The sequence below is a fragment of the Streptomyces sp. NPDC086777 genome (assembly GCF_040702065.1).
Classification (GTDB): Bacteria; Actinomycetota; Actinomycetes; order Streptomycetales; family Streptomycetaceae; genus Streptomyces.
The window spans coordinates 34,830-58,367 of sequence record NZ_JBFBJI010000030.1 but is presented as its reverse complement, the minus strand read 5'-3'; the positions used below and the strand labels follow the sequence as shown (position 1 = coordinate 58,367).

24 protein-coding genes and 1 pseudogene are annotated in these 23,538 nt (G+C 70.0%); 11 read left to right on the top strand and 14 right to left on the bottom strand.

The window, feature by feature from the left end:
- Positions 1-226: 226 nt before the first annotated feature.
- Positions 227-907, bottom strand: coding sequence for a hypothetical protein (locus AB0472_RS33495; RefSeq protein ID WP_366362072.1), 681 nt, complete (start codon positions 905-907; stop codon positions 227-229).
- A gap of 381 nt (positions 908-1,288) precedes the next feature.
- On the opposite strand from AB0472_RS33495, the gene AB0472_RS33490 reads away from it, so the two are divergent.
- A complete protein-coding gene (locus AB0472_RS33490; protein ID WP_366362070.1) occupies positions 1,289-2,284 on the top strand; it encodes a cytochrome c oxidase assembly protein in 996 nt (331 codons plus the stop codon).
- Between the two features lie 54 nt (positions 2,285-2,338).
- Here AB0472_RS33490 and AB0472_RS33485 read toward each other — a convergent pair whose 3' ends face one another.
- Positions 2,339-2,761, bottom strand: coding sequence for a TOBE domain-containing protein (locus AB0472_RS33485; protein ID WP_366362068.1), 423 nt, complete (start codon positions 2,759-2,761; stop codon positions 2,339-2,341).
- A 202-nt stretch (positions 2,762-2,963) separates the two neighbouring features.
- Here AB0472_RS33485 and AB0472_RS33480 point away from each other — a divergent pair.
- Positions 2,964-3,902: pseudogene (locus AB0472_RS33480) on the top strand (Ppx/GppA family phosphatase); the annotation flags it as partial.
- Positions 3,903-4,239: 337 nt separating this feature from the next.
- Here AB0472_RS33480 and eno read toward each other — a convergent pair.
- Complete coding sequence (gene eno / locus AB0472_RS33475) at positions 4,240-5,523, bottom strand: phosphopyruvate hydratase (RefSeq protein ID WP_366362066.1); 1,284 nt, start codon at positions 5,521-5,523, stop codon at positions 4,240-4,242.
- A 101-nt stretch (positions 5,524-5,624) separates the two neighbouring features.
- Between eno and AB0472_RS33470 the strand changes: the two genes are divergently transcribed.
- From AB0472_RS33470 to AB0472_RS33455, 4 genes are all read left to right on the top strand, one after another.
- Positions 5,625-6,527 carry a winged helix-turn-helix transcriptional regulator gene (locus tag AB0472_RS33470; protein WP_366362064.1) on the top strand — a complete coding sequence of 301 codons (903 nt, stop codon included), beginning with the start codon at positions 5,625-5,627 and terminating at the stop codon, positions 6,525-6,527.
- Between the two features lie 13 nt (positions 6,528-6,540).
- Complete coding sequence (locus AB0472_RS33465; protein ID WP_366362062.1) at positions 6,541-7,230, top strand: M24 family metallopeptidase; 690 nt, start codon at positions 6,541-6,543, stop codon at positions 7,228-7,230.
- 115 nt (positions 7,231-7,345) lie between these two features.
- Positions 7,346-8,134 (top strand): SAM-dependent methyltransferase, encoded by a 789-nt coding sequence (locus AB0472_RS33460; RefSeq protein WP_366362060.1) that lies wholly within the window; start codon positions 7,346-7,348, stop codon positions 8,132-8,134.
- Positions 8,135-8,210: 76 nt separating this feature from the next.
- Positions 8,211-8,870, top strand: coding sequence for an MSMEG_1061 family FMN-dependent PPOX-type flavoprotein (locus AB0472_RS33455; RefSeq protein WP_366362058.1), 660 nt, complete (start codon positions 8,211-8,213; stop codon positions 8,868-8,870).
- A 315-nt stretch (positions 8,871-9,185) separates the two neighbouring features.
- Here the strand turns inward: AB0472_RS33455 and AB0472_RS33450 are convergent, their stop codons facing one another.
- Together AB0472_RS33450 and AB0472_RS33445 are read right to left on the bottom strand one after the other, a co-directional pair.
- Complete coding sequence (locus AB0472_RS33450; RefSeq protein ID WP_366362056.1) at positions 9,186-10,181, bottom strand: hypothetical protein; 996 nt, start codon at positions 10,179-10,181, stop codon at positions 9,186-9,188.
- Positions 10,182-10,309: 128 nt separating this feature from the next.
- Positions 10,310-11,122, bottom strand: coding sequence for a hypothetical protein (locus AB0472_RS33445; protein WP_366362054.1), 813 nt, complete (start codon positions 11,120-11,122; stop codon positions 10,310-10,312).
- A 240-nt stretch (positions 11,123-11,362) separates the two neighbouring features.
- Here AB0472_RS33445 and AB0472_RS33440 point away from each other — a divergent pair, with 240 nt between their 5' ends.
- Positions 11,363-12,010 (top strand): YdcF family protein, encoded by a 648-nt coding sequence (locus AB0472_RS33440; RefSeq protein WP_366362147.1) that lies wholly within the window; start codon positions 11,363-11,365, stop codon positions 12,008-12,010.
- A gap of 7 nt (positions 12,011-12,017) precedes the next feature.
- On the opposite strand, the gene AB0472_RS33435 is transcribed toward AB0472_RS33440, so the two are convergent.
- Positions 12,018-12,152, bottom strand: coding sequence for a hypothetical protein (locus tag AB0472_RS33435; protein WP_366362052.1), 135 nt, complete (start codon positions 12,150-12,152; stop codon positions 12,018-12,020).
- A gap of 584 nt (positions 12,153-12,736) precedes the next feature.
- On the opposite strand from AB0472_RS33435, the gene AB0472_RS33430 reads away from it, so the two are divergent.
- Complete coding sequence (locus AB0472_RS33430; protein WP_366362050.1) at positions 12,737-13,771, top strand: phosphotransferase; 1,035 nt, start codon at positions 12,737-12,739, stop codon at positions 13,769-13,771.
- Here the strand turns inward: AB0472_RS33430 and AB0472_RS33425 are convergent.
- From AB0472_RS33425 to AB0472_RS33395, 7 genes are all read right to left on the bottom strand, one after another.
- Positions 13,744-14,799 (bottom strand): glycosyltransferase, encoded by a 1,056-nt coding sequence (locus tag AB0472_RS33425; RefSeq protein ID WP_366362048.1) that lies wholly within the window; start codon positions 14,797-14,799, stop codon positions 13,744-13,746. The two genes, AB0472_RS33430 and AB0472_RS33425, sit on opposite strands and share 28 nt — an antisense overlap.
- Positions 14,800-14,806: 7 nt before the next feature.
- On the bottom strand, positions 14,807-15,421 hold the full coding sequence (locus AB0472_RS33420) for a hypothetical protein (protein ID WP_366362046.1): 615 nt from the start codon (positions 15,419-15,421) through the stop codon (positions 14,807-14,809).
- On the bottom strand, positions 15,418-16,311 hold the full coding sequence (locus AB0472_RS33415; protein ID WP_366362044.1) for a PIG-L family deacetylase: 894 nt from the start codon (positions 16,309-16,311) through the stop codon (positions 15,418-15,420). Before AB0472_RS33415 ends, AB0472_RS33420 begins: the two co-directional genes overlap by 4 nt.
- Positions 16,308-17,042, bottom strand: coding sequence for a glycosyltransferase (locus AB0472_RS33410; RefSeq protein WP_366362042.1), 735 nt, complete (start codon positions 17,040-17,042; stop codon positions 16,308-16,310). The genes AB0472_RS33415 and AB0472_RS33410 overlap by 4 nt, the downstream gene beginning before the upstream one ends.
- Positions 17,039-17,902, bottom strand: a complete 864-nt coding sequence (locus tag AB0472_RS33405) for a phosphotransferase (protein ID WP_366362145.1) — start codon at positions 17,900-17,902, stop codon at positions 17,039-17,041. Before AB0472_RS33405 ends, AB0472_RS33410 begins: the two co-directional genes overlap by 4 nt.
- A gap of 14 nt (positions 17,903-17,916) precedes the next feature.
- The gene (locus AB0472_RS33400) at positions 17,917-18,804 is read right to left on the bottom strand and encodes a glycosyltransferase (protein WP_366362040.1); all 888 of its coding nucleotides are present in this window, start codon (positions 18,802-18,804) and stop codon (positions 17,917-17,919) included.
- 286 nt (positions 18,805-19,090) lie between these two features.
- On the bottom strand, positions 19,091-19,504 hold the full coding sequence (locus AB0472_RS33395; RefSeq protein ID WP_366362038.1) for a hypothetical protein: 414 nt from the start codon (positions 19,502-19,504) through the stop codon (positions 19,091-19,093).
- A gap of 196 nt (positions 19,505-19,700) precedes the next feature.
- Here AB0472_RS33395 and AB0472_RS33390 point away from each other — a divergent pair, with 196 nt between their 5' ends.
- Genes AB0472_RS33390 through AB0472_RS33380 form a run of 3 tightly spaced genes read left to right on the top strand, consistent with a single transcriptional unit; the run spans position 19,701 to position 22,704 of the window.
- Positions 19,701-21,152, top strand: coding sequence for a helix-turn-helix domain-containing protein (locus AB0472_RS33390; RefSeq protein WP_366362036.1), 1,452 nt, complete (start codon positions 19,701-19,703; stop codon positions 21,150-21,152).
- 17 nt (positions 21,153-21,169) lie between these two features.
- Positions 21,170-21,661 (top strand): hypothetical protein, encoded by a 492-nt coding sequence (locus AB0472_RS33385; RefSeq protein WP_366362034.1) that lies wholly within the window; start codon positions 21,170-21,172, stop codon positions 21,659-21,661.
- A gap of 5 nt (positions 21,662-21,666) precedes the next feature.
- Positions 21,667-22,704, top strand: coding sequence for a site-specific integrase (locus AB0472_RS33380; RefSeq protein ID WP_366362032.1), 1,038 nt, complete (start codon positions 21,667-21,669; stop codon positions 22,702-22,704).
- A gap of 67 nt (positions 22,705-22,771) precedes the next feature.
- Here the strand turns inward: AB0472_RS33380 and AB0472_RS33375 are convergent, their stop codons facing one another.
- Positions 22,772-23,455 (bottom strand): hypothetical protein, encoded by a 684-nt coding sequence (locus tag AB0472_RS33375; protein ID WP_366362030.1) that lies wholly within the window; start codon positions 23,453-23,455, stop codon positions 22,772-22,774.
- Between the last annotated feature and the right edge of the window lie 83 nt (positions 23,456-23,538).

The following is a 23,538-nucleotide window of genomic DNA, read 5'->3' as shown; positions in this document are numbered from 1 at the left end:
CAGGTGAACCGTTCATGCCATTTCAGTGGGGGAGATGTGGGTGCCTGTGTACTGGAGGGTCGGGTCGGACGGGTCCCGTGAGGCGTCCGTGCCGTCCAGGGGGCGGGCGGGCAGGGCGAGTTCGGTCAGGTCGCGCCCGGCGGAGCGGGGCGCGGGACGGTCCTGCCACCCCGGCGGCCGGTAGGTGACCGGAGGGGGCCGGACGCAAAGAACCGGAGGACGGGGTTCAGCCGCGGGCCGCGCGGTCCAGGGCCCGTTCGGCGGCCTGCTCGTCCTGTCCCAGCAGCGCCTTCTCCAGGCTGTGGTCGTCGTGCCGGGAGAAGCGCTCGCCCGCGGCGACGTCCTCCTTGCTCAGCACGCGTCCGCACCACTCGCCCTGGTCGCCCGTGTGGTCGTCGAAGGGCACCGCCGCGCCCTCGCCGAGGACAACCCAGCCGCCCTGGTGCCGGCGCAGGGCGAGCAGGTAGGTGTGGCCGACCTGGAAGCGGGGTGCCTCGGTGGCCATCACGGCGACGCGGGTGCCGGAGGAACGGTAGACCTCCCAGCCGGGGGCGACCAGGTCGAAGGTGGCGCCGAGGGCGTGCCGGGGCGCGGCGCGCGACCACAGCGTGCGGTCGGTCCGGAAGGTCACCAGCCGGTCCGTCGCGTACGCCACGGCCCCCTTGGTGTACGTCCGCCGGTTCGTCTCCCGCTCCCGGGTCGGTCCGGCGACCACGACGTGGTCGGCGTACGACACCCAGTCCTCGGCGGTCTGCGACGGATACAGGTCCCCCGAGCTCCCGCACCCCGTCACCGTCTCCAGCCCCGGCCGGCCGACCAGCACCCCGGCGACGACACCGACGGCGGCCAGCAGCGCGGCCAACGGCCGTGCCGACCCGCGCCGGGGCATGCCGAATCGTTCCCTCATGGCGGTGCATCCCCCCGTGGTCCCCGTCTCCCCTGTACGGCGGCGGAGGTGGTCGGGCTCCGCGGGCCGCGTCGATCACTCTAGGCACGGGCGGACGCGGGTGATCAACGATCACCGTGACCCGGCACAGAACTGTGACGCGGGTCCGTGGGCGCCGGTGACGGGCGGCTCGGCACCCCTCGCGGGTCGCGGCGAACTCCGGCCGGGCGCGGTCGGCCGGAGTTCGCCGCGTCGCCGTGGACCGAACTGCCGACCTGGTACCGGACGTCGCGCCGATTCCGCACGGGCCCCGATGCGGAGGCGGGACGCGACGGGTATACCGTCGCGCAGTGGACTGACCTGACCCGTTTCGTCCCCGACCGAAGAAGGAGGGTGAGCCGGATGGCCGAGCTGACCGTGGGCCGGCTGCTGACGTCGTGGCAGCTGGACGTGCCGGCGCTGCTGCTGGTCGTGGCCCTGGGCGGGCTGTACGGCTGGGGCGTTGGGCGCGTGCGGGCCGCGGGCGGGTCCTGGTCGCCGGGCCGGTCCGCCGCCTTCGCGGTGCTGGGCCTGGGCGCCCTGGTCGTCGCGACGATGTCGGGCCTGGCCGTCTACGACCATGTGCTGTTCTGGCCCGCGGCCGTGCAGAACATCCTGCTCGACCTCCTGGCCCCGCTCGGCCTGGCCCTCGGCGACCCGCTGCGGCTGGCGGTGGAGGCGCTGCCGGAGGGCGCGGCGGCCCGGGTCCGCCGCGCGATGACCGGGCGCGTGCTCCGCCTCCTGACCTTCCCGCTGGTCAGTACGGCCCTCGTCCTCGCCACCGAGCTGACGGTCTACTTCACCCCGTACTTCGCCACCGCGCTGCGGGTGGGCTGGCTGCACGAGCTGATGTACCTGCACCTGCTGGTCGCGGGCTGCCTCTTCGTCGTACCGGTCCTGACCCGCGAGGAGACGCTCCCGGCCTGGTGCACCCATCCGGTGCGGGCGGCCCTCGTCTTCCTGGACGGTGTGATCGACGCGGTCCCCGGGGTCGTCGTGATGACGCACGGCACGCTGATCGCCGGCGCGTGGTACCTGCACCACCACCCGTCCTGGGCCCCGGACGTCCGGCACGACCAGCAGATCGGCGGCGGCGCGATGCTGAGTATCGCCGAGCTGGTCGCCCTGCCGTTCCTGCTGGCGCTCCTGTTCCAGTGGGCGCGGGCGGAACGCGTCCAGACGGCGGCCCTCGACCGCCACCTGGACGAGCAGCTCGCCGTGGTCCCCGCCGCCTCCCCCGCGCCCACCGCCGTCCCGGCCGCCGCCCCCGCCCCGGCCGGCGAACGGGTCCGCCCCTGGTGGGAGACGGAGGAGAACGAGGTGGCCGCGAGGATCCGCCGCCAGCACGGCGAGGACTGACGGCCGGGCACCTCTTCCTGCCGGTTCGACCGCCGGCCGGGTCCCCGCACTCGGTCAGGCGGTCGCGAGGGACACCTCGGTCGCCTTGATCAGCGCCACGACCGGGGCACCGGCCGTCAGGCCGAGATCGCCGACCGCGTCCCTGGTGATCGCCGCGGTGAGGTCCTGGCCACCGTCCACGGCAACCTTGACCGTGGCCATCGCCCCGCCGGTGGCCACGTCGCTGACGGTGCCGGGCAGCTGGTTGCGGATGGACACGCCGGGCACCCGGCCGGTGGCGAGCGCGACCTCGGTGGACTTGACCATCGCGCGTACGGCCGAGCCCTCGGCGAGCCCCAGTTCCCGGACCGACTCCAGGGTGATCGCGGCGGTCAGCTCCTGGCCGCCGTCGAGCCGGACCTTCACGGTCGCCATCACCTCGCCCGGGGTGACGGCGGTAACGGTGCCGGGGATCTGGTTGCGGATGCTCAGGCTCATGACGGTCCGCCTAACAAGGTAGGAAAAGGGGTCGATTGCCAGTGTTCGTCCTGACATCGACTCCACAAGTTAGCCGGTCGGGCACGGCGCGCCCGTCAGGCACCGCGGGAGGCCGCCGTGCTGCGCACACGCCCGGGTACCCCCTGCGTACACGGCCGTGCACGCACCGCATTTCCCGGGCCGCGCTGGGTACGTGCAGCCCATGAGAGTTGGCCTGGTGGACGCGGGGTCGAACACGGTGCGGCTGGTGGTGAGCGACGCGACGGGCGGGGTGCCGCTGCCGGTGCACACCGCCAAGTGGAAGCTCCGCCTGTCCGAACAGGTCGGAGCCGACGGGTACTTCGGGGAGGAGGCCACCGGGCAGCTGGTCGAGGCGCTCCGCAAGGCCGTCGAGGTCGCCCGCCGGTGGGGCGCCCCGGAACCGCTGGCGTTCGCCACCGCCGTCGTACGCAACGCCCCCGACCGCGTGGCCGTTCTGCAGGCCGTGGCCCGGCACACCGGGGTACGGCTGTGCGTGCTGCCCGGCGAGGTGGAGGCCGAGCTCACCTTTCTCGGCGTCCGGCGCTGGATGGGCTGGCGGGCCGGGCCGCTGGCCGTCTTCGACATCGGGGGCGGCTCCTTGGAAGTGGCCTTCGGACGGGGCCGGCTGCCGGAGTTCGCGGTCGCCCTGCCGCTCGGGGCGGGCCGGCTGACCGACGAATTCCTCGGCCACGACGGGCCGCCGACGGCGGACGAACTGCGCGCGCTGCGCCGCCGGGCCCGTCATCAGCTGCGCGACGCCACCTCCCGTATCCGCTGGGAGCACCCGCACACCGTCGTCGCCACCTCCCGCACCTTCCAGCAGCTGGCCCGGCTGTGCGGCGCGGCTCCCGGCCGGAACGGTCCGTTCGCCGAACGGATCCTGCGCCGGGGCGACCTGCGCCGGGCGATCGACCGGCTGGCCGCCCTGCCGGCGACCGAACGCGCCGGCCTGCCCGGCATCTCCGCACCCCGGGCCCGGCAGAGCCTCGCGGGAGCGGTCGTCGGCCACACCGCGATGAAACTGAGCGGCGTGAAGACCCTCGCGATCTGCCCCTGGGCCCTGCGCGAGGGCATCCTGCTGCGCTACCTGGAGGACGGCGCCGACTGGTGGGCCGACATCGAGGCGACACACGACACGAACCGGGGCGGCGCGAGTTTGGACGGGGTCCGGGGCGGCGCGAGTTTGGACGGGGTCCGGGGCGGCGCGAGTTTGGACGGGGTCCGGGGCGGTGGGGAAAGCGACGGGTACGGCACCAGTGAGGACCGCGGGAGCAGTGGGGGCGGCCGGGGCGGCGGGGGCGGCCGGAGCAGTGGGGACAGCCGGGGCGGCGGGGGCGGCGGGGTGGCCTGCGGAGCCGGAGGCGGCCCGGTCGCCGGAACCGTCAGCCTGCTGCCCCTCCGGAGCACTGCACCGCCTCCGACGGCCTGACACCGGCCGCCCGGTCCCGCCCCCCCGTTCAGCGGCGCAGCCCCAGTGACTCGGCACCCGCGTAGCGGGCCTGGGGGCCCAGTTCCTGTTCGATGCGGACGAGCTGGTTGTACTTGGCGGTGCGGTCGGCGCGGGACAGGGAGCCGGTCTTGATCTGGCCGCAGCCGGTGGCGACCGCGAGGTCGGCGATGGTGGTGTCCTCGGTCTCGCCGGAGCGGTGGGACATGACGACCGTGTAGCCCGCGCGGTGGGCGGTGGCGACGGTCGCCAGGGTCTCGGTGAGGGTGCCGATCTGGTTGACCTTCACCAGGACCGAGTTGGCGATGCCGTCGCGGATGCCGGCCCGCAGCAGGGTCTCGTTGGTGCAGAAGACGTCGTCGCCGGTGAGCTGGCAGCGGTCGCCGAGCCGGGCGGTCAGGTCGCGCCAGCCGTCGTGGTCGTCCTCGGCCATCGGGTCCTCGATCGAGGCGACCGGGTAGCGGTCGACCAGCCCGGCCAGGTACTCGGCGTGTTCGGCGGGGGAGCGGCGCACGCCCTCGCCCGTGTACTCGTACACCCCGTCCCGGAAGAACTCCGAGCTGGCCGGGTCCATGACGAGGGTGATGTCGGTGCCCGGCTTGTAGCCGGTCTGCTCGACGGCCCGGACCACGAAGTCCAGGGCCTCCTCGGCGGTGCGCAGGTCGGGGGCGAAGCCGCCCTCGTCGCCGACGTTGACGCTGTGGCCGGCGGCGAGCAGGTTGCCGCGCAGCGTGTGGAAGACCTCCGAGCCCATCCGGACGGCCTCGGCGAAGGTGGCCGCACCGATCGGCGCGATCATGAACTCCTGGAAGTCGAGCGGGTTGTCGGCGTGGGCGCCGCCGTTGACGATGTTCATCATCGGGACCGGGAGCAGCCGGGCGTCGACCCCGCCGACGTAGCGGTACAGCGGCAGCCGGTGGGCGGCGGCCGCGGCCTTGGCGGTGGCCAGGGAGACGCCGAGCAGGGCGTTGGCGCCGAGCCGGGACTTGGTGTCGGTGCCGTCCAGCTCGGTCATCGTGCGGTCGACGGCCGCCTGGTCCTCGGCGTCCAGGCCGACGACGGCGTCCGCGACGGTCTCGTTGACGGCGTCGACCGCGCGCAGCACCCCCTTGCCGTGGAAGCGGCCCGGGTCGCCGTCGCGGAGTTCGACGGCTTCCCGGGCGCCGGTGGAGGCCCCCGACGGGACGGCGGCGCGGCCGAGGGAGCCGTCCCTGAGCTCCACGTCCACCTCGACGGTGGGGTTGCCCCGGCTGTCGATGATCTCCCGTGCGACGACGCGGCTGATGGCGGTCACGGTGCAACTCCTCACGCCTGGCCCGCGGTTCTGCGCACCGGCGGGCGGTAAGTTCCGTTCAGAAACAAAGTGAGTCCCGAAAGGGAACTTACTATGGCCGCATGAGGATGCACAACGCCGACGAGACGTGTGGCGTCGCCCGGGCCGCGCTGGTTCTGGGCGACTGGTGGAACGTGCTGGTGCTGCGGGAGGTCGCCCGCGGACACGTCAGGTTCGACGCCCTGGCCGCCGAGATCGGCCTGTCCCGGAAGGTGCTCACCGAGCGGCTCGGCGCACTGGTCGCCCAGGGCGTCCTGCGGCGCGCTCTCTACCAGCGGCGCCCGGTGCGCTACGAGTACCTGCTCACCGACGCCGGTACGGCCCTGCTCCCGGTGCTCGTCGCCATGCAGGACTGGGGCGACCGGTGGGCCCTCGGCGACGGCACGCTCACCGCGACGGCGGAGGCCGACGGCGCCGAACACGCCCGCGTCCACGCCCTGCCGGGCAGCCGCCTCCCGGACGGCCTGCGCCTGCCCGCGACGGCGGCGGCCGGCGCCGGCGCCGAGGGGGCGGACGTTCCCGTGATCTCCCCGGACGCCCCCGCCACCGTGCTGTTCGCCTACCCCGGCACCGGCGTCGAATGGGGCCCGATCCCCGGAGCCGCCGGCTGCACCCTGGAGAACCGCCTCTTCCGCGACGCCTGGCCCGACTTCCACCGCGCGGGCGTGGCCGTACGCGGCACGAGCACCCAACTCCCCGACGAGCTGGCGGAGTTCGCGCGCGCCGAGCAGCTCCCGTACCCGCTCCTCTCGGACGCCGCCCACCAGCTGGCCGCGGCCCTGCGGCTGCCGGTCTTCCGCGGCGCCGGGCGGCTGCGGCACAAGCGCCTGATCCTCGTCGTCGACGCGGAACGGACCGTACGGCACGCGCTCTTCCCGGTCACCGACATCCCGCACGCCGTCGAGGAGAGCCTTCGGCTGGCCACGGCCCTGCGGAACCCCGTTGCCCGGGACGGCCGGAGCTGATTGGGTTCGGCCCATGGCGGATGACGAACCCACGCGCGCGGCACGCCTGCTCGAAGCCCAGGACAAGGCCGTACGCCTGTTCGCGGAGATCGAGGAGCGCGGGCTCGTCGCGGCCGGTGAGGGGGAGCGGGCGGTCAGCGACCGGATCCGGGACCTGGCGAACGAGATGTTCGGCACGACCCGGCACTGGCACAAGCGGATCGTGCGCTCCGGTCCGAACACCGTGTTGCCGTACCGGGAGAACCCGCCGGACCGGGTGATCGCCGCGGACGACATCGTCTTCGCCGACTTCGGGCCGATCTTCGAGGAGTACGAGGCCGACTTCGGCCGTACCTTCGTCCTCGGCGACGACCCGGTCAAGCACCGGCTCCGCGCCGACCTCCCCCGGGTGTTCGCGGCCGGCCGGCGGTGCTTCGAGGCCGACCCGGAGATCACGGGTGCGCGGCTGTACGCCGAGGTCGCCCGCCTCGCGGCGGAGGCCGGCTGGGAGCTGGGCGGCTGGCACGCCGGGCACCTGGTCGGCGAGTTCCCGCACGAGACGATCGACGGCGCCGACGTCGAGTCGTACATCACGCCCGGCAACGACACCCCGCTGCGCCGCACCGACAAGGCAGGCCGTGCCTGCCACTGGATCCTGGAGATCCATCTCCTCACCCCGGAAGGGCAGTTCGGTGGCTTCCACGAGGAACTGCTGGACCTCTGACCGGCCCGTCCGCCGTGCCGTGACCAAGTCGCCCCAGGCGCAGGGCAGATGGACACCCGAGTACGATCACCACGACCTCGGTCTCTCACCGTCTCCCCGGCGCGATGGAGTTGCCATGACGACCAGCCCACAGCCACCCCTGCCGCTGGACACCAGCAGGGCACACCCCGCGCGGGTCTACGACTGGCTGCTCGGCGGCAAGGACAACTACCCCGTCGACGAGGCGGTCGGTGAGAAGCTGCCGCCCGAGGCGAGGGACGCCGCCCGGCAGAACCGCCAGTTCATGCACCGGGCGGCCGCGTGGCTGGCCGGGCAGGGCATCGACCAGTTCCTGGACATCGGCACCGGCATCCCCACCGAGCCGAACCTGCACCAGATAGTCCAGAACCTCGTGCCGTCGGCCAAGGTCGTCTACACCGACAACGACCCGATCGTCCTCCGGCACGCCGAGGCGCTGCTGATCAGCCGCCCCGAGGGAGCGACCGACTACATCCAGGCCGACGTGCGCGACCCGCAGGCGATCGTCCGGCACGCCCGGCACGTCCTGGACTTCGACCGCCCGATCGCCCTCTCCCTCATCGCCCTGATGCACTTCATCAGCGACGAGCAGGGCGCCCACGGGATCGTCCGCGCCCTGGTCGACACGCTGCCGTCGGGCAGCTACCTGATCCTCTCGCACGCCGCGTCCGACCTGTACCCGGAACTGGTCGAACAGGTCGTCGCCGAGTACGCCAGGGGCGGCATCAGGCTCGCCTTCCGCACCCGCCCCGAGGTGGAACGCTTCTTCGACGGCCTGGACCTGGCCGGCCCCGGCCTGGTCACGGCGACGGAGTGGTTCGCCGGCACCCAGGCCCCGGAACCGGAGGGCAGCGGCATCTACGCGGGGGTGGCCCGCGTCCGCTGAGCCGGCGTGCGGCCGGTGCGGCTGCCGGGTACGGCCGACCGCCGTGGCCGGCCGTCGTGGCTCTAGGGTCGGCAGCATGACGACATCCCTTGCCGGCAGTGCCTTCGACTCGCTCCGTCTCGACGCCGTGCCCGACCCGGAGGCGCTGCGCCGGGTCTACGCGCTTCCCGGCGACGCGGCCGTACGCAAGCAGATGACCGAACTCACCGAGCAGACGCGGCGGTTGATCGGCTGCTCGTCCCTGGTGCTGGTCGCGAGCGCGGACGCCGAGGGCAACTGCGACGTCTCCCCGCGCGGCGGGCCCGCCGGGTTCGTCGCCGTCCTGGACGCTCGGACGGTGGCGATACCGGACGCGACCGGCAACAAGCGTCTGGACACCCTGCAGAACGTCGTCGCCACCGGACGGGCCGGGCTGCTGTTCGTCGTCCCGGGGCGCACCACGACGCTCAGGGTGAACGGCCGGGCCTGCGTCTCCACCCGCCCGGAACTGCTGTCGCAGCTGACGGCGGTGGGCAAGCCGCCGGCCAGTGCGCTGGTGGTGGGGATCGAGGAGGTCTACCCGCACTGCCCCAAGTCGCTGCTGCGCAGCGGCGCCTGGAAGCCGGAGCAGTGGCTGCCGGTGGACGCCCAGCCGACCTCGGCCGAGGTGACGCTGGCCCAGCTGCGGATGCCGGAGCTGACGATCGCCGACATCGAGCAGGCGGAGGCGGACTCGCTCACGTACCGCTACGAGTGACGGACCGGGCGGGGTCCGTCAGGAACCCGGCTCGTGCGGCCCGTCGTCCCCGCCACCAAAAAAGGCGAGGCCCGAAGACCCCGCCCGATCCGCACGAACCCCAGCTCAGGGCCACACCAGGCAATAAGGCTGATGCCCCGCCTCATGCAGCCGGGGGCTGAAGTCCTGCCACTCGTGCAGCGATTGGGGGCGGGAGGGGGCTGACCTGGGGTTTCACAGGGGACTATGCGTTGACCTGGGGAAACTCATCTCCGTAGTTCTCACGGGTCAACGCCGTTTCCCGGGCTCATGTGCCCTGGATGTGCCCTGGCGGCTTCAGAACGCCATCGGTTTCGCGAGCAACAACGGCTCCTGATCCAGCCCCTCAAGGACGAGATGGGGGACGACTTCGAGGGCGATGTCCACGGCGTACTCAAGGGCGGCGGCGCTTTTGGACTTGTCGACGTCCAGGGCCTCGGACCACTTTCGGGGCTGGTACCGGGCCGGCATCGAGAAGCTGTAGAGGATCAGCCACCAGGACATGAGGGGAGTCAGAGGAGTCTTGGTGGGCTCGAAAGACGGTCGTACGAAACGGTCCGCGCTGAAGCGGTAGGCGGGAGCCCTGCTGTCGAAGAAGCTGTCGACTTCAGCCTCCGCCATCCCCCGCTCGGGGGCAGGCCAACAGATGTCAACGGAAAAGCGCCCAGGACGGATCTCCGTGAAGGCATCCTGCTCACTGCCCCAGAGACGTGCGTCGTGCAGACCTGGGTACTTCGGCAGGAATGACGCCAACCATGCCTTCCTGTCTGCCCCCGAGGGCGTCTCGTCGTTCACACAGACCGTGGCGCGCAGGTACTCGATCGGCGGCGCGGTGTCGCCGCTCCAGCTTTCCCAGTCGCCCCGCAAGGCTGGTTGGCTATCGGCGAGGAACATGATCGCCGGGTCGCTCATCATCCCGTCAAGGGGCGCCTCAGTGAGTTCGGGAATCGAGTTCCACAAGGCCCCGACGCTGATCGCAGCCGCCGTCCGCTCGGATCCTGTGGCGTCGGACACCGCCTGGAAGGCGCCTTCGCCGTCGGGCCTGACAGCCACGTCGGGGATGTTCTGCTCCATGTCGAGGATCTTCAAGCCGTGCTTGTCGAAGGTGAATCGCCCTGGTGCATGGGCCGCGGTCATCGCGAGGCCGGCCTGCACGAGGCCGTAGTACAGGTTGATGGGCCGGGTGGCGGCGGAGACGACTTTCGCCGCGTTCATCTGCTCCTCGAACTGCTGCAGCGCAGCGGCGAACGTCTTCCTTCTGGACGAGGACTCCTTGAGCTTGGTCTTGTCCACCAGGCTCGTACGGCGGTGCCGTAGACCCACTCGAACGGCTGTTGATCCGTCCATGGTTCGGCTTTCTTCTGTGCGGGACATTGCGCACGGCGGGCGCAATGGTGTGGCGATGCGGGGTTCCGGGACCGTCAGCGGTGGCAGGTCGCTCGTTGTTTGAACAGGTCGAAGCCGTGCTGCATCATCGCGACGGTGCGGTCCGTGGCCCAGAACAGCACCTTGGGGGAGCTGGTGATCTGGGCGAGGTTCAGGCGCCCCTGCGTGGCCACGATGTCGCGCTCCAGGATGCTCAGGGTGCCGTAAGTGTCGCCGTGGGCCAGCGAACTGCAGCCGCTCCAGACGACCTCAGCCTGAGCAGCGCCCATGGGAGTCAAGGCGCCCGCCTCGCGAACGATCTCTGAGTATGTGGACGGCTTGAGGACCTTCTTTGCGTCCGCTGGATCCGTTCCCGCCTTCACTACCAGGTCCGTCAGCTGCTGCATCCGTACGTCGAGCGGCCGCCTGGGCTGCCGTTGAAGTAGGGAGTTCATGCGGTCTGAGTTCTTGTGCTCGCCGGCCTGCATGGACAGTCGGCGCTGGACGCGTACGAGGGGGTGGGCAGGGCCGAGCATCCACACCGCGCGGGCGCTGTTCTCGAAGGCGCAGCGCAGCAACGAGTACTGCCCGTGGGTGTGGAGCGTGACCGACACCGAGTTGTTCTGTGGGGCGCTCACGAACGTGGAGCGGAAGCAGTGGAGATGGTCCACCGCCACGGTCAGGGCGATCCAGGCGTTGTGGGACACCTGGTAGGGGTCGGTCTTGGCGTCGTCGCCGGCGAGGGCGCTACCGGGCTGGACCTGCCACTGCTTGGAGTCGGACTGGGTGAGGTTCTCGTACGGCCTGGCGCTGTCCAGCAGTGCAAGGATCCGTCTGAGGTATTGATCTTCCTCAGTTGTGGTTGTCACGGCTTGAGGGTATGGGTGAAGGTCATATTGGTGCACGATATTTACGTATTTACTGGGATCGTCAAGGAGCAGGGTCTGTATTAGCCGGAGAACTGGGTGGGTGTCCAGCACTGTTCGGGATCTCGCAGGCATATCTGTCGGCGCCAGTGTCCTGAGCGCGGCGTACGCCAAGCGCTGATGGAATGTTGTGGGTAGTTATCACCCGAGGAGGCGTCGGTGTCGGAGCACCAGCAGTGTCAGATGACCAATGCGCAGTTCCACGACGCGAAGTTGATCTGGAACTACCACCAGATGGGACACACCCCGCGGCATTGCTCGGCGGCCATCGGGCTGGGCAGTCACGACCTCGGTGTCGCCACCACAGCTGCCGGACTCTACCGCGCCGGCCATTTCCCGGTCGTTGTCTTCAGCGGCGGCAACAGCCCCACCACGCGTGCCCGCTTCCCGTGCGGCGAGGCCGTGCACTACCGCGAGCACGCCCTGAGCCTGGGCGTGCCGGACGGAGTGATCCTGGTCGAGTCGAAGGCGGCCAACACCGGCCAGAACATCGCCTTCTCCCGCGAGCTGTTGGCCGACGCAGGCGTCACGGTCGACTCGCTGCTGCTGATCTCCAAGCCCTACATGGAGCGCCGCTCGTACGCGACCTGCCGCAAGCTGTGGCCGGAGGTGGAGGTCGTGTGCGCCTCCGAGCCGCTGGAACTGGAGGATTACATCAAGTCCATCGGCGACGAGAAGCTGGTCGTCGACATGCTCGTCGGCGATCTGCAGCGGGTGGTCGAGTACCCGAAGCTTGGCTTCGCCGTCGAACAGGTCGTACCGGGGGACGTCTATGACGCTTACGAGCGACTTGTGCGCGCTGGGTTCGACAGCCGCCTTGTCGCGCTGTGAGCGTGACTCAGTCCCGGAGGTCTTTGATCGTGACGGCGTACACCGGTGAGTCGGCGAACGGCTGCTGCTCTCCGGCTTTGGTGTTTTCCCATGTCTCGTAGAGCTTTTGCACCTTGGGGTGGGTCACGTCGACCAGCAGCACGGCGAGGTCTTCCGTACGTTCCTTGAGCAGTGCTTCGTGAAGTCGTTCGGAGAGTCCCTATGTGCGTCAGCGGGGGGTGCACCATCACTTCGGAGAACCCGTAGGTGGAGGTGTAGCCGTTGTTCGGCTCGTAGGCGGTGGAGCGCCACCAATCGCGGCCAGTGGTGAGGAGGCGCTTTAGGCGAAGCCGGCCGGTTCATCTCCGTCGTAGGCCACTACGACGGAGAAGCCGCCCATGCCGCTCCAGTGGTCGACGAACCAGGCGAAGCGCTGATGGAAGGGGTCGTCCATCTGGTCGGTGGGTCCGGACGAAGAGCCCTCGGTGGAAGTCGCCGATGAGCGTGCGCATGCGGCCGGGCAGGGGACAGCTGTCCATGATCGTGAAGACTCGGCGGCGGTGACCGTGGCCTGCTCGGCGTCGCCCTGGTGGGGCCTTTCTGGTCGTTGTCGTCAGGAGTCCTTCTCGGTGGCTGACGCATTGCCGACCCCCGAGCCCGAGCGCTGAATCCGACTTATGGTGCAGGTGGGGATGAAGCATGTGATCCTCGTGTCTCGGTAGGCGGCGCTCACGTATCGTCTTCCGAGTGACTGATGCCACCGTGGCCGACCGGACTGACATCCCCAGCAGCACTCTCGTCGTGTTGGCCGGCGCCTTTGGCCTCGGAGAGGTGCGGGAACGCCGGTACCTCGCCGATGGGCTGATGAACGTGAACTGGAGGGTGGACACGTCGGCCGGGGCATTCGCCCTCAAGCGGGTCACTGACGTGCCCCTTGACCGGCTGATCCGCAACCTCGGTGTCCTTTCCGCGCTGGCCGAGGACGGCATCCCGGTCAGTGCCCCCGTCACCACCACTGTCGGCTCGCTGGTCGCTGAGGTTGATGGCGGCATGTGGTGCCTGTTCCCGTGGGCGGCAGGCGCTCATGTCCGGGGCGTCGATCTCAGCCTGCCTCAGGCGGCCTCGTTGGGTGCCCACCTAGGGCGTTTGCACGTGAGCCTGGGCCGGGTTTGTGGTCAGGGCCTGCTGCCTGCTGTGCCCGACACGGTCACCGCGGACGTCACGTCGCCGCAGCGAGCGGTCGAGAAGTCGCACCGGCTGTCGAGAGCCGCCGAAGGGGGCGCCGGGGCCTTCGATGTGGCGGCAGCAGCGGCTCTCGACCACCGTCGAACGCTGATCGCCGAGCACTCCGACCTTCGGCCACAGCACGCGACGCCCGAAGGCGCGCACGGGTGGACGCACGGTGACGTCCAATACCGGAACCTGTTGTGGGAGGGCGAGGAGCTTGTAGCTGTCCTGGACTGGGACCGGGTTGGTGTGCGCCCGTATGCGGAAGAGGTCGTGCGGACGGCTCAGGTGCAGTTCGGGGTGGACGGGGTGTTTGACCTCGCCCGCGTCTCGGCGTTCGTCGGCGGGTACCGGTCTGTGATGCCGCTGGAGGACTCCGCGCTCGCGGATGGTGTCCGCAGGCTGTGGTGGAAGCGGATGACGGACTTCTGGCAGTTGGAGTTCCACTACGACCGTGGTGACTTCTCCTGTGATGACCTGTTCACCGCGGATGAGGCGCTCTTGTGCTGGTGGACGGAGCGGCTGGATCAGGTCGAGGACGTGTTCGCCGGGTAGATGCCCGCGGCTTCGAGGTCTGGCAGCCGTGGTCGGGCAAGACGTGCCGCCTGCAAGCGGGCTTGCTCTCCCAGAGTCTGGTGGTCGGCGGCGCGGATGGTGTCTGCCCATACCTGCGCTCCCGCCGTGTGCGGCAGGACGATTCCGGCCGAGCCGATCGCTTCGGGGATGCCACCGCGGTCCGATCCGATGCTGGGTGTCCCGTGTAGTGCGGCTTCGACGATCACCCGGGGGAACGCGTCTTCCACCGTGGATGGCACCAGCAGAAGTCGGTGACCGCGGTAGAGGGGGCTCATATCGTAGACCCGGGGGACGTAGGTCACGTTGGGGTAGGCGGTGAACTGGTCTGCGGTGTTCCACCAGCCTTCGATCAGGGTGAAGCGCTGTTCCGGCATGATCCGGATGAGCTGGTGCAGGAGGTCGGAACCCTTCGCGGGGATCGGGTTGATCATGAGTACCGACCCGGTTCGTGCCACGTGGGAACCAGGCAGCGGTGGTACGAACGGCGGGTAGAGGACGGCGAGTCGGGTTCCCTCGGTCTGCGGCGCCCGTCGGCGGACGAATTCGGAGACGGCAAGGCCGTGGTGCGGGTGGCCGGCGAGGACCCCGAGTCCGGTCTTGGACACGGAGTGCAGGATGCCCGCGACGAGTGCGGTGGTCCGGGCTTGTGCGGCGAGGTCGGCCGCGCCTTCCTGCGAGGTGAACACGACGTCGGGCCGCAGTCCGGACAGCAGGCTGTGGAGGGTCGATGCCGTCCGGTGCTGCGGTACGGCGATGCAGTCCACCTTCTTCCACTGGTAGCGCAGGTCGCCCCGTGTCTCCTCGTAGGGGGTGTGGTGGGAGTCGAGGAAGGCTCGTATCCGGGGGAGCTGCGTTGTCTGGTCCCAGGGTGCTTGGTGGGAGCCGAGGTAAACGGTCCGCCAGCCGGCTGCGGCGAATTCTTCCGCGAGCAGTTGTTGGGTGACCTCGGCCCCGCCCATGAGGAGCGGGGGCGGAGTACGCCGCCAGGCGAAGAGGGCGGTGGGCATCGGCCGGTCACCTCGCCCAGAACGTGACGAGGGATTCCACCGCGTGCGCGACGTTGGCAGGGTCGGTGTCGGCCCGGACGACGATGACCTCCCGTGACACCGCCGGTCGTGCTCTGGAGACGAAGTAGTCCCGGGTATGGATGAGGAACGACGGATCGTGAAGGAAGTAGTCCGATTCCGTTGCCGTGTGCCCGGCCAGTTTGCGGCGCAGGTTCAGCGCTTCGGCGGGTACGTCGAGGTAGAGGGTGTGGTCGGGGCGTAGGAATGGGAGTTCCTGGAGGCGGTCGCGGAGTTGGTCGTGGACGTCGTAGCCGTACAGGGCGTCGAGGGCGTGGGCGTGGGCCAGCAGGGTGTCGACGGAACGGTCGAGGACGGCCACGGGTTTGGCGCTGGCGAGGGCCGCTCGGACGCGGGTGTTCTCGATGGCCATGAACTTCTCGAAGGCGGCGAGCTGCGCGACCGCGGATTCGGTGCGGGCCGGGGGGATCTCGTCGCGGCGGGCGATCTGGCGGACGTAGCAATCCGATACGAATGCCCGCCTCTCGATGCCACGGCTGCGCAGATGCTCTATCGCCGTGGACTTTCCCGCATACGAGGGTCCTTCGACAGCGACGATCTTCATGGCGACTCCGTCCGGTAGAAGCGTTCCGCGTACGTTCCAGTGCCGGCCGGGAGAGCGGTGGCGGTGGTCCAGGCATGCCGGATGGGCCGGTACATCTTCCGCGCCGGGTGCATCTGCGAGCCGTGCATCCGTAGGACGGTGGTCTTGTCGAGGACCACGTCGGTGATGTCGACCAGTTCGGTGGGCAGGGGCAGGCCGGTGCGGGCGCGGAAGAGGTACTGGTCGCATCCGGCGAGCGCGTAGGTGGACCAGAACGCGAGGTCTTCCCAGAACCATCGGCATCCCAGGCGTACGGCGGCGTGGTGCACGAGGAGGTGGTCGGGGTGCCGGGTGACGGCGGCCGGGGCGAGGAGTTCGGCGTCGGGATGGGCGTCGATGACTTCGTGGAGTTCGTGGGTGATCCGTTCCAGGCGGTCGTGGCTGTAGGGCCGGTACGGCGGCTCGGCGTCCTTGTGCCCGAGCAGGACGCGCTCGGCAGCCAGCGGGGCAAGTGCGGCGGCGCCTTCCCGTTCGCGCAGGTGGGATACAGCGGCCTCGGTGGTGAAGGTGTCCTCCAGAGCCGGGTGGACGCTGGTGGACCGGGTGAACACGGTGGCTACGGTGAGCGGGCGGGGGTGGGCGAGGAAGGTTCCGGAAGCCGACAGGGCGAAGTCGTCGTGGTGCGGCTCGATCACGAGGACCGGGCGGCCGGCCGGGTGGCGGAGCTCGATGAAGTAGGGGTGGCCGTTATAGGGGGTCATCAGCTCGATGACGTGGTCGTCGTGCGCGCGGTGGCGTTCGACGAGGTGGTCGGTCCATTCCTCGTGAGCGCGGACGAGGTCGTCGGGGAACGTGTAGATCCCTTCCGCGTCCGGCACCGGCAGCGTCACGGGCGTACGGCTCTGGTTCATCGGACCGTGGTCTCGTACCAGTGGCGCCACATGCGCGGGGAACTCAGCCGCAGACGGGCGGTTAGGGGGTTCTGCCACCACAGCATCCGGAGGCTGGACCACTGGTCGTAGCGGCGGGTGGAGGGGCGCACGCGCAGCTCGTCCAAGATCGCGACCGGGGCGGCGGTGGCCCGGCCATGGGCGGTCAGGCGATGGAAGAAGTCGACGTCCTCGCTCATGAACAGGTCGTCTCGGTATCCGCCGACCTTGTTGAAAGCCACGGCGGTTGCGAACTGGGCGACGCCCTGCGCGCCACCGTGGGCGGTTCGGTAGTGGTCCCAGTACGCGCACAGCAGCCGTGCCCCGAGCCGCTTGGGAGTGTAGAGGGGCGGGATGGCGCCACCGACAGCCCCCGTGTCCATCGCGGCCGCAGCGGCGGTGATCGCTTCCAGGGGCAGTGCGACGTCGGCGTCCGTGAAGAACAACCGCCGGCCGCCGGCCACGGCCGCGCCGCTGTTGCGGACCCGCCCGATACTGCGCACACTCTCGCTGATCACGCGCACGCCGAAGGATGCGGCCACCTCGGCGGTCGTGTCGGTGGAGGCGTTGTCGACCACGATCACCTCCCCCCACTCGTCGCTGCTCTCCTCCCACCTCGTGAGGGAGGCGAGGACGGTGGGGAGGTAGCGGGGCAGGTACGCGGCTTCGTTGTGGGCGGGGATGACGACGGTCAGGCCGGCGGCTCTGGTCATCGGGGAGTCCTTTCCGTGCGTGGTGTGCGGAAGAAGTGGGGTGTTCGGTGGGGGAGGTCTGCGAGCCGGCCCAGCCACAAGGCTTCGTCCTCGCCGGGAGCGGAATACGCCCAGCAGCGGACGGTGATCAGGACCACCCATGCCGACAGACGGGCACTGTTCAGGGCGAGGGGATAGCTGCTGGTGAGCGCGTCACGGTCCCACGGCGTGTGGGCGGCGGTCATGACGAGGGCGTGGGCGACATCCGACTCCCGCGAGCCGGGGGCGGCGTCGGTGAAGTCGACCAGATGGCGTGTGTCCCGGGGACCGGAGAGGACGACGTTGTCGAAGTGAAGGTCCCCGTGGCACCACACCACCGGTGCCGTGCCGGGGCTGTCGGCGATCAGGGCGAGCGCCGGAGCGATTTGGTCCATCAGGTCGGCGGGGCAGCGCCGGGTCAGCGATGCGACGAAGTCGACGAACGGACGTCGCTTGACCGACGGCGAGAGCGGCGCCCGGTGCAGGCGGCCGAGAAGGTCGCCGAGATCCTTGAGTGCCTGGGTGTGCGGGACGCGTCGGGTGCGTACGGCGGTGCCAAGGGTGCAGGTGCCGAGGTCGGACGTGATGAGCGCGGTGGCTCCGTCGGTGGAGGTGGTGCCACAGCCGAGCACCTTCGGGACGGGAACGGCGGTCTTGGCAGCTCGTATCGCCGTGCCTTCGGTGATCGCGTTGCGGCCGGCGGTGGGCGCGTACAGCTTCACGATCACGCTCTGGCCATCTGCCAGTCCCGCCCGGTATACGGCGGTGCGTGAACCCGCCTTCAACCGTTCCGCGGTCCGGGCGGGCGTGCCCAGAAGGGTGGCACAGGCGCGGGAGACCATCGGCGGGGGCCTGGTCATCGAAGCCCCGCGGGCTCGGGGTGGGCGGCGCCCAGCGCGCGGGTGTGCCGCAGGGCGCGCCGTAAGAGAGTGCGGTACTCGCGGACGTCGTCCGTGCGCGGGCACGCCACCTGCCACGGTTTCTCCGGGCCCACGAAGTGGATGACGGGTGCGGCCGGGTCGGGACGCAGGGAGCGGGTGACGACGCGGCGCACCCAGTTGCCGCGTTCCAGGAACCGGCCGACTTCGAAACGGTTGTAGCCGGCGTCGACTGGGCGGACGCGGCCGGCGTGCAGGATCCACAGGTTCAGGGCGTCCTGGTCGTTGTGGAGGATGTGCCGCCGCTGCCGGATCAGCGCACGCTCGACGCCGCCGCGGATGCTGGGCAGGTCCGCGGTGTGGGCCCACAGCAGACCGGCGTTGTAGTAGGGGTGGCCCTTGAAATGCGGCCAACGTTCCGCGGCGCCGGGCAGAGCCGGGCATTCGCCGACAGCGGGGTTGAACTCGTCGACCACCGCGCCGAGTTCACCGGATTCGAGGGTGTTGAGCGGGGCGGTCAGGTCACCGCGGATGTGAGTGTCCGCATCCACGTAGATCAGGTACGGGCGGCGCACGAACGCTGCCGTGAACTCGAACCGCAGATAGGTGGTGACCGTGATGTACGAGGCGTCGGCCATCCGCGAGACGCACAGCGGGGAGCGGTGTGCGAGGTCGAAGGAGCCGAAGCCGACCCGCTTGGCGAGATCGGAGAGGAGGAGCGCGTGGGCCGGAGTGAGGTCGATGGTGAGGACGCGCAGCGCCGCGTCCCTGCGGGCGCTTGGGGTGAGGCTGTCCGCCAAGCCGGTGATCACGGCGAGGCCGGGGGTGAGGTAGTGCCGGTCGATGCAGAGGCCGAACGCGTACATGGCGGGTCCGCTTTCCGCTCCTGGAGTGGATGCGTGTCGGAAACAGCCGGGCTGACGGCCCGCTCTCTGCCAGGACCTTGCGGCTGGAAGAGCCGTTCAAGGGGAGTGCGGTCACTGGCAGAGAGCGGGAGTTCAGGGGGATGGCGGGATGGCGGAGACCGCGACGCCGATCACGAAGCCGCAGGACGCGGAGATGATCACGATCAGGAGCGGTCCTGTGAAACGGGCCAGCCAGTCCACGGCGCGCCCCATCACGCCCGCCCCTCGGTGTGCCGGATCCACAGGATCATCGGTTGGACTCCCCACCTGCGGCGACGGTCAACGCGATGATGAGGTCGCAGGCTGCCGTGTAGGCAGGGCCGTCAGCCGGATCGCTCACCCAACGCAGCAGCCCGTCCTCCCAGCCCGGCGGAGCCAGCACGACCCACGACCCCTCGCCGAGCGCGTGGGTCTGGTCCTGCTGCCATCTCTTTGCGGTGCCGGGGGGAGTGAGGAAGTACGCCTGGCCGCTGCCCTGGTCGTGCAGCACCGGTCCCACGGGAGCGTCGGACGCTACGAGGAAGCGCACCGCCCGCAGGCCGATGTCGGCCCTGACGCGGATGGCGTCCCAGTCCTGGCCGGCCGCGAACAGCGTCGGCTGGCTCAGACGTCTCGCCCAGGTCGCCCGGGGCAGGCGGGACTGATGTGAGTGCAGGGCCATGGCTCTCCTCCGCCGCTGAAGTCCGGTCGCCCGAACCCTCGGGGTCGGTCACCGACGGGGTTCAGGCACTCACCAAGCGTCGCCAGCGGCGGGCAACTGCGGTATGACCAGCGGGTGTTACCGAGGCGGGAATACACTCGTTCCCGGCTTCGTAAGAAGCTTGATCGCGCCTACGATCACACCGGAAGTTGGCCCCATGGACGCCACCACCCCCGGCTCGCTCGCTCCCGACCTCCTTGAACGCGAGGATGTCCGCCGAGCCCTGGCAGAGCACGACTTCGCAGCCGCTTTTGCCCTGATCAAGAAGTACGGCGGCCTGTCCCAGAACCGTATTGCCTCCGCCTGCCACCTCACCCCGGGCAAGGTCTCCACGATCATCAGCGGTCAGCAGCAGGTCACCAGCTTCGAGGTCGTCTGCCGAATCGCCGACGGGCTCCGGATTCCCGGCCACCTCCTCGGACTCGCCCCGCGTTCCTGGGAGACCCGGTCGGTCCGGGAGACTCCGGCATCGGAGCCGGAGAGCGAGCGGCCCGATACCGATGAGGTCCCCTGGCGGCCGGAGGCCACCGTGGACCTGGCCGCACATCTGACGAGGAGCGATCTCGTGATGGACCGACGCGCGGCGACCCGCGCTCTGGCCGGGGCCGCCATCACCGGCGCCGCCCTGCTCGATCCGCTGGAGGGCTGGCTCCAGCCAACGGCCGCCACCGCACGGCCGCGCCGTCGAGGCCGACTGGGCACACGGGAGGTCGAGGAACTGGAGTCCACCGCTCGTGCCTTCCGTGCCTGGGACCACAAGTACGGCGGTGGCCTGCGCCGCAAGGCGGTCCTGGGCCAGCTCAGTGAGGTCGCCGCTCATCTCGACGAATACCAGGTACCCAAGGTCGAACGGCGCCTGTACCAGGTCATGGCGCAACTGGCAGGCACAGCGGCCACCATGGCCTGGGACACCGGCCTCCAGCGCCGAGCCCAGAGCTACTACCTCCTGGCCCTGCGTGCCTCCCACGCCGGCGGCGACATGGTCTTCGGCGCCAACGTCCTCGCGGGCATGGCCCGCCAGATGCTCTACCGGGAGCAGCCCCAGGATGCCCTCGAACTGGTCCGCCTGGCCCAGGACGGAGCCCGATCGGTGGCCGGCCCCAGAGTGCGCGCCATGCTCCACACCCGGGAGGCGTGGGCGTACGCGTCGATGGGCCGCAGCGCCGCCTTCCATCGCGCCACCAACCAGGCGACCGAGGCGCTGACAGATGCCAAGTCGGCCGAAGAGCCGTACTGGATCGCCTACTTCGACGAGGCGGAACTCGCCGGCACCACCGGCGGCAGGCTCCTCGAACTCGCCCGCCAGAACCCGAAGAAACACGCCGAAGCCGCAGCCGGAGAGATCCGCCACGCCCTCGCCCAGCGCGGTCCCGAGGCTGGCCGCAGCCATGCCCTCGACCGTATCGGCCTGGCCCAGTGCCACTTCCTGCTCGGCGACCTGACCGGCGCCGTGGCGGAGGCTCACCGAGCGGTGGACGCGGCGAGCGGGACCCGCTCGAACAGGGTCCGTGCCCAGCTGGGCGAGCTGTACCCGTACACCGTGGGCAACAGCGTGGCCCGCCCCGTGCGCGAGGCCCGCGATAGGATCCGCGACCTGCTGTCGACCTGAGAAGGAGAACGACGACCGTGACGACCATCGCGGTGACCGGGCACATGGACCTGACCGAGGACAGCATCCCTCTGGTCCGCACCGCCCTGGACGACCTGCTCAAGCAGTACGCCGAGGACGGCGACCTCGTCGGCGTCTCCTGCATCGCCAAGGGCGCCGACTCCCTCTTCGCCGAAGCCGTCCTTGCTGCGGGAGGACGCCTGACCGTCGTCATCCCCTCCCAGGACTACCGCCAGAACAAGGTCAAGCCCGACCACGCCGCCCTCTTCGACCAGCTCGTCGAAGCCGCCGGGGAAGTCCTCGTCCTCCCCCACGAGACGGCCAACCGACAGGCATACGAGGCCGCCAACGCCGTCCTCGTCGAACGCGCAGACCGGCTTGTGGCCGTATGGAACGGCGAACCGCCCACCGGCAAGGGCGGCGGCACCGCCGATACCGTCCTGGAAGCACAAGCGGCGGGCGTCCCTGTAGACGTGGTCTGGCCGGACGGAGCAACTCGCAGGGGCTGAGTTCCATGAGCCTGACGTCGGCGGACGCGACCGCGCTCCGCTACGAGGCGACGGTCCGCAACCACATCGTCGAGCACCTCGGCCGACGCGAGCTGCGGTCCCTCAACCAGCCCTCGATCATTCAGGGTTGGATTCGCACGCTCCAGGACACCGAACTGGAGGTGTCGACGATCGAGGGCATCTTCGACATCCTCTCCAGCATCCTCGGCGCGGCCGTGGAGGACGGGCTGTTGCCGAAGAACCCCTGCAAGGCGAAGTCGGTCAAGCTGCCGACCGCGACCAAGAAGAAGATCGTCCCTTGGTCGTTGGAGCGCGTGCGCGCCGTCATCGCCGGTCTCCCGAAGCGCTTCCAGGCCGGCGGCAAGCTTGCCTTCGGCTGCGGCCTGCGCCAGGGCGAGGTGTTCGGCTTCGCAGTCGAGGACATCGACTTCAAGGGCGGCTGGGTACACGTCAACCGTCAGGTACGGCTCGTCGGTACGAAGCCCGTCTTCGCCCTGCCCAAGGGCAACAAGATCCGGTCAGTGCCCCTGCCGGCCCAGCTCGCCGCAGCCATCAAGGCTCACATGAAGGAGTTCCGGCCGGTCGAGGTCACCCTGCCCTGGGCCAAGCCGGACGATGAGCCGAAGACCTTCCACCTTCTCTTCGTCGACACCAAAGGGCGGGCTTACAACCGCAGCGTCTTCAACATGGGCGACTGGAAGCGCGCTCTGGCCGCCGCTGGCGTGATTCCTCCCCGCGAGCGCGGCGCGCGCTACCTCCAGGCGGCCCCGGAAGACGGGATGCATGCCCTCCGGCACGCGTACGCCTCCGTGCTCCTGGACGCGGGAGAGAGCATCAAGGCGCTCTCCGAGTACCTCGGCCACTCGGACCCGGGCCTCACGCTGCGGACGTATACGCACCTGCTGCCGTCCAGCGAGATCCGCACCCGTAAGGCGATCGACGACGCCTTCACGGAACCGGAGATCCAGGAAACCGGCGAAGCCCAGGGCACATCAGTGCCTTCAGAGAAACCGATGTGCCCTCAATGTGCCCTGGCCGCCTGATGGCCCCTGTCGGCACATGAAAAGGGCGGGGTCCGGAAACCCCGCCCGCACACCATGAAACCCCAGCTCAGGGCCACACCAGGCAATAAGGCTGATGCCCCGCCTCATGCAGCCGGTGGCTGAAGTCCTGCCACTCGTGCAGCAGCTGGTACACGTTGAACGCGTCCCTCGGGCCGCCCCGGTCGGGGACCGTGGACCAGATGAAGGCGGCCGCGCCGACCGCTTCCTCGCCTATGCCCCGCAAGGGGTCCACCACCGTCATGGGGAGCTTCACGACCGCGTAGTCGGGGTGCAGCACCACCAGCTCCAGCGGCGGGACCTTGTGCAGAGGCACGCCTTCGATGCCCGTCAGCACCATCGCGGCCATCGTCTCCGGCTTGATCTTCGTGAACATGCCGTTCATGCCGAGCTCGTCGCCGCCGAGTTCCTCGGGGCGCATCGAGATCGGGACCCGGGCCGCGGTCGCGCCGTCCGGTGCGCCGAAGTATTTGTACGTCACCCCCACCCGACCACCATTCCTGCTCCCGGTCTGCAGACGGTCGATCCGCCGCTCGCTCCGCTGGTCCCGATCCCTGCGATCGCGGTCCCGCTGATCGATACGTCGGTCGCGCCGCTCCGACTCACTCGGTACGCCCTGTTCCTGACGTGCTGCTTCGGCAGATTCCTCCGCGTCGCGCCGGTGCCTTCCCCGTTGGGCGCGTCGAGGACCCAGGTCATCGGTCCCCTCGCCCAGTCCGCCACCGCGATGCATATCTCCACCCGACTGCTTTTCTAGGACGCGTGGCCCCCGCCGCGCAACCCGATCATCGTGTCAGTGACCTCCCCCACGGCCGC

Bases quoted from the DNA above. Each gene is read 5' to 3' on its own strand.
- AB0472_RS33490 (WP_366362070.1), top strand. From the start codon at position 1,289: ATGGCCGAGCTGACCGTGGGCCGGCTGCTGACGTCGTGGCAGCTGGAC.
- AB0472_RS33440 (WP_366362147.1), top strand. From the start codon at position 11,363: ATGACCAATGCGCAGTTCCACGACGCGAAGTTGATCTGGAACTACCAC.
- AB0472_RS33460 (WP_366362060.1), top strand. From the start codon at position 7,346: ATGACGACCAGCCCACAGCCACCCCTGCCGCTGGACACCAGCAGGGCA.
- AB0472_RS33495 (WP_366362072.1), bottom strand. From the start codon at position 907: ATGAGGGAACGATTCGGCATGCCCCGGCGCGGGTCGGCACGGCCGTTG.
- AB0472_RS33420 (WP_366362046.1), bottom strand. From the start codon at position 15,421: ATGAAGATCGTCGCTGTCGAAGGACCCTCGTATGCGGGAAAGTCCACG.
- AB0472_RS33455 (WP_366362058.1), top strand. From the start codon at position 8,211: ATGACGACATCCCTTGCCGGCAGTGCCTTCGACTCGCTCCGTCTCGAC.
- AB0472_RS33470 (WP_366362064.1), top strand. From the start codon at position 5,625: ATGAGGATGCACAACGCCGACGAGACGTGTGGCGTCGCCCGGGCCGCG.
- AB0472_RS33485 (WP_366362068.1), bottom strand. From the start codon at position 2,761: ATGAGCCTGAGCATCCGCAACCAGATCCCCGGCACCGTTACCGCCGTC.
- AB0472_RS33415 (WP_366362044.1), bottom strand. From the start codon at position 16,311: ATGAACCAGAGCCGTACGCCCGTGACGCTGCCGGTGCCGGACGCGGAA.
- AB0472_RS33410 (WP_366362042.1), bottom strand. From the start codon at position 17,042: ATGACCAGAGCCGCCGGCCTGACCGTCGTCATCCCCGCCCACAACGAA.
- AB0472_RS33465 (WP_366362062.1), top strand. From the start codon at position 6,541: ATGGCGGATGACGAACCCACGCGCGCGGCACGCCTGCTCGAAGCCCAG.
- AB0472_RS33375 (WP_366362030.1), bottom strand. From the start codon at position 23,455: ATGCATCGCGGTGGCGGACTGGGCGAGGGGACCGATGACCTGGGTCCT.
- AB0472_RS33390 (WP_366362036.1), top strand. From the start codon at position 19,701: ATGGACGCCACCACCCCCGGCTCGCTCGCTCCCGACCTCCTTGAACGC.
- AB0472_RS33405 (WP_366362145.1), bottom strand. From the start codon at position 17,902: ATGGTCTCCCGCGCCTGTGCCACCCTTCTGGGCACGCCCGCCCGGACC.
- AB0472_RS33380 (WP_366362032.1), top strand. From the start codon at position 21,667: ATGAGCCTGACGTCGGCGGACGCGACCGCGCTCCGCTACGAGGCGACG.
- AB0472_RS33400 (WP_366362040.1), bottom strand. From the start codon at position 18,804: ATGTACGCGTTCGGCCTCTGCATCGACCGGCACTACCTCACCCCCGGC.
- AB0472_RS33395 (WP_366362038.1), bottom strand. From the start codon at position 19,504: ATGGCCCTGCACTCACATCAGTCCCGCCTGCCCCGGGCGACCTGGGCG.
- AB0472_RS33425 (WP_366362048.1), bottom strand. From the start codon at position 14,799: ATGCCCACCGCCCTCTTCGCCTGGCGGCGTACTCCGCCCCCGCTCCTC.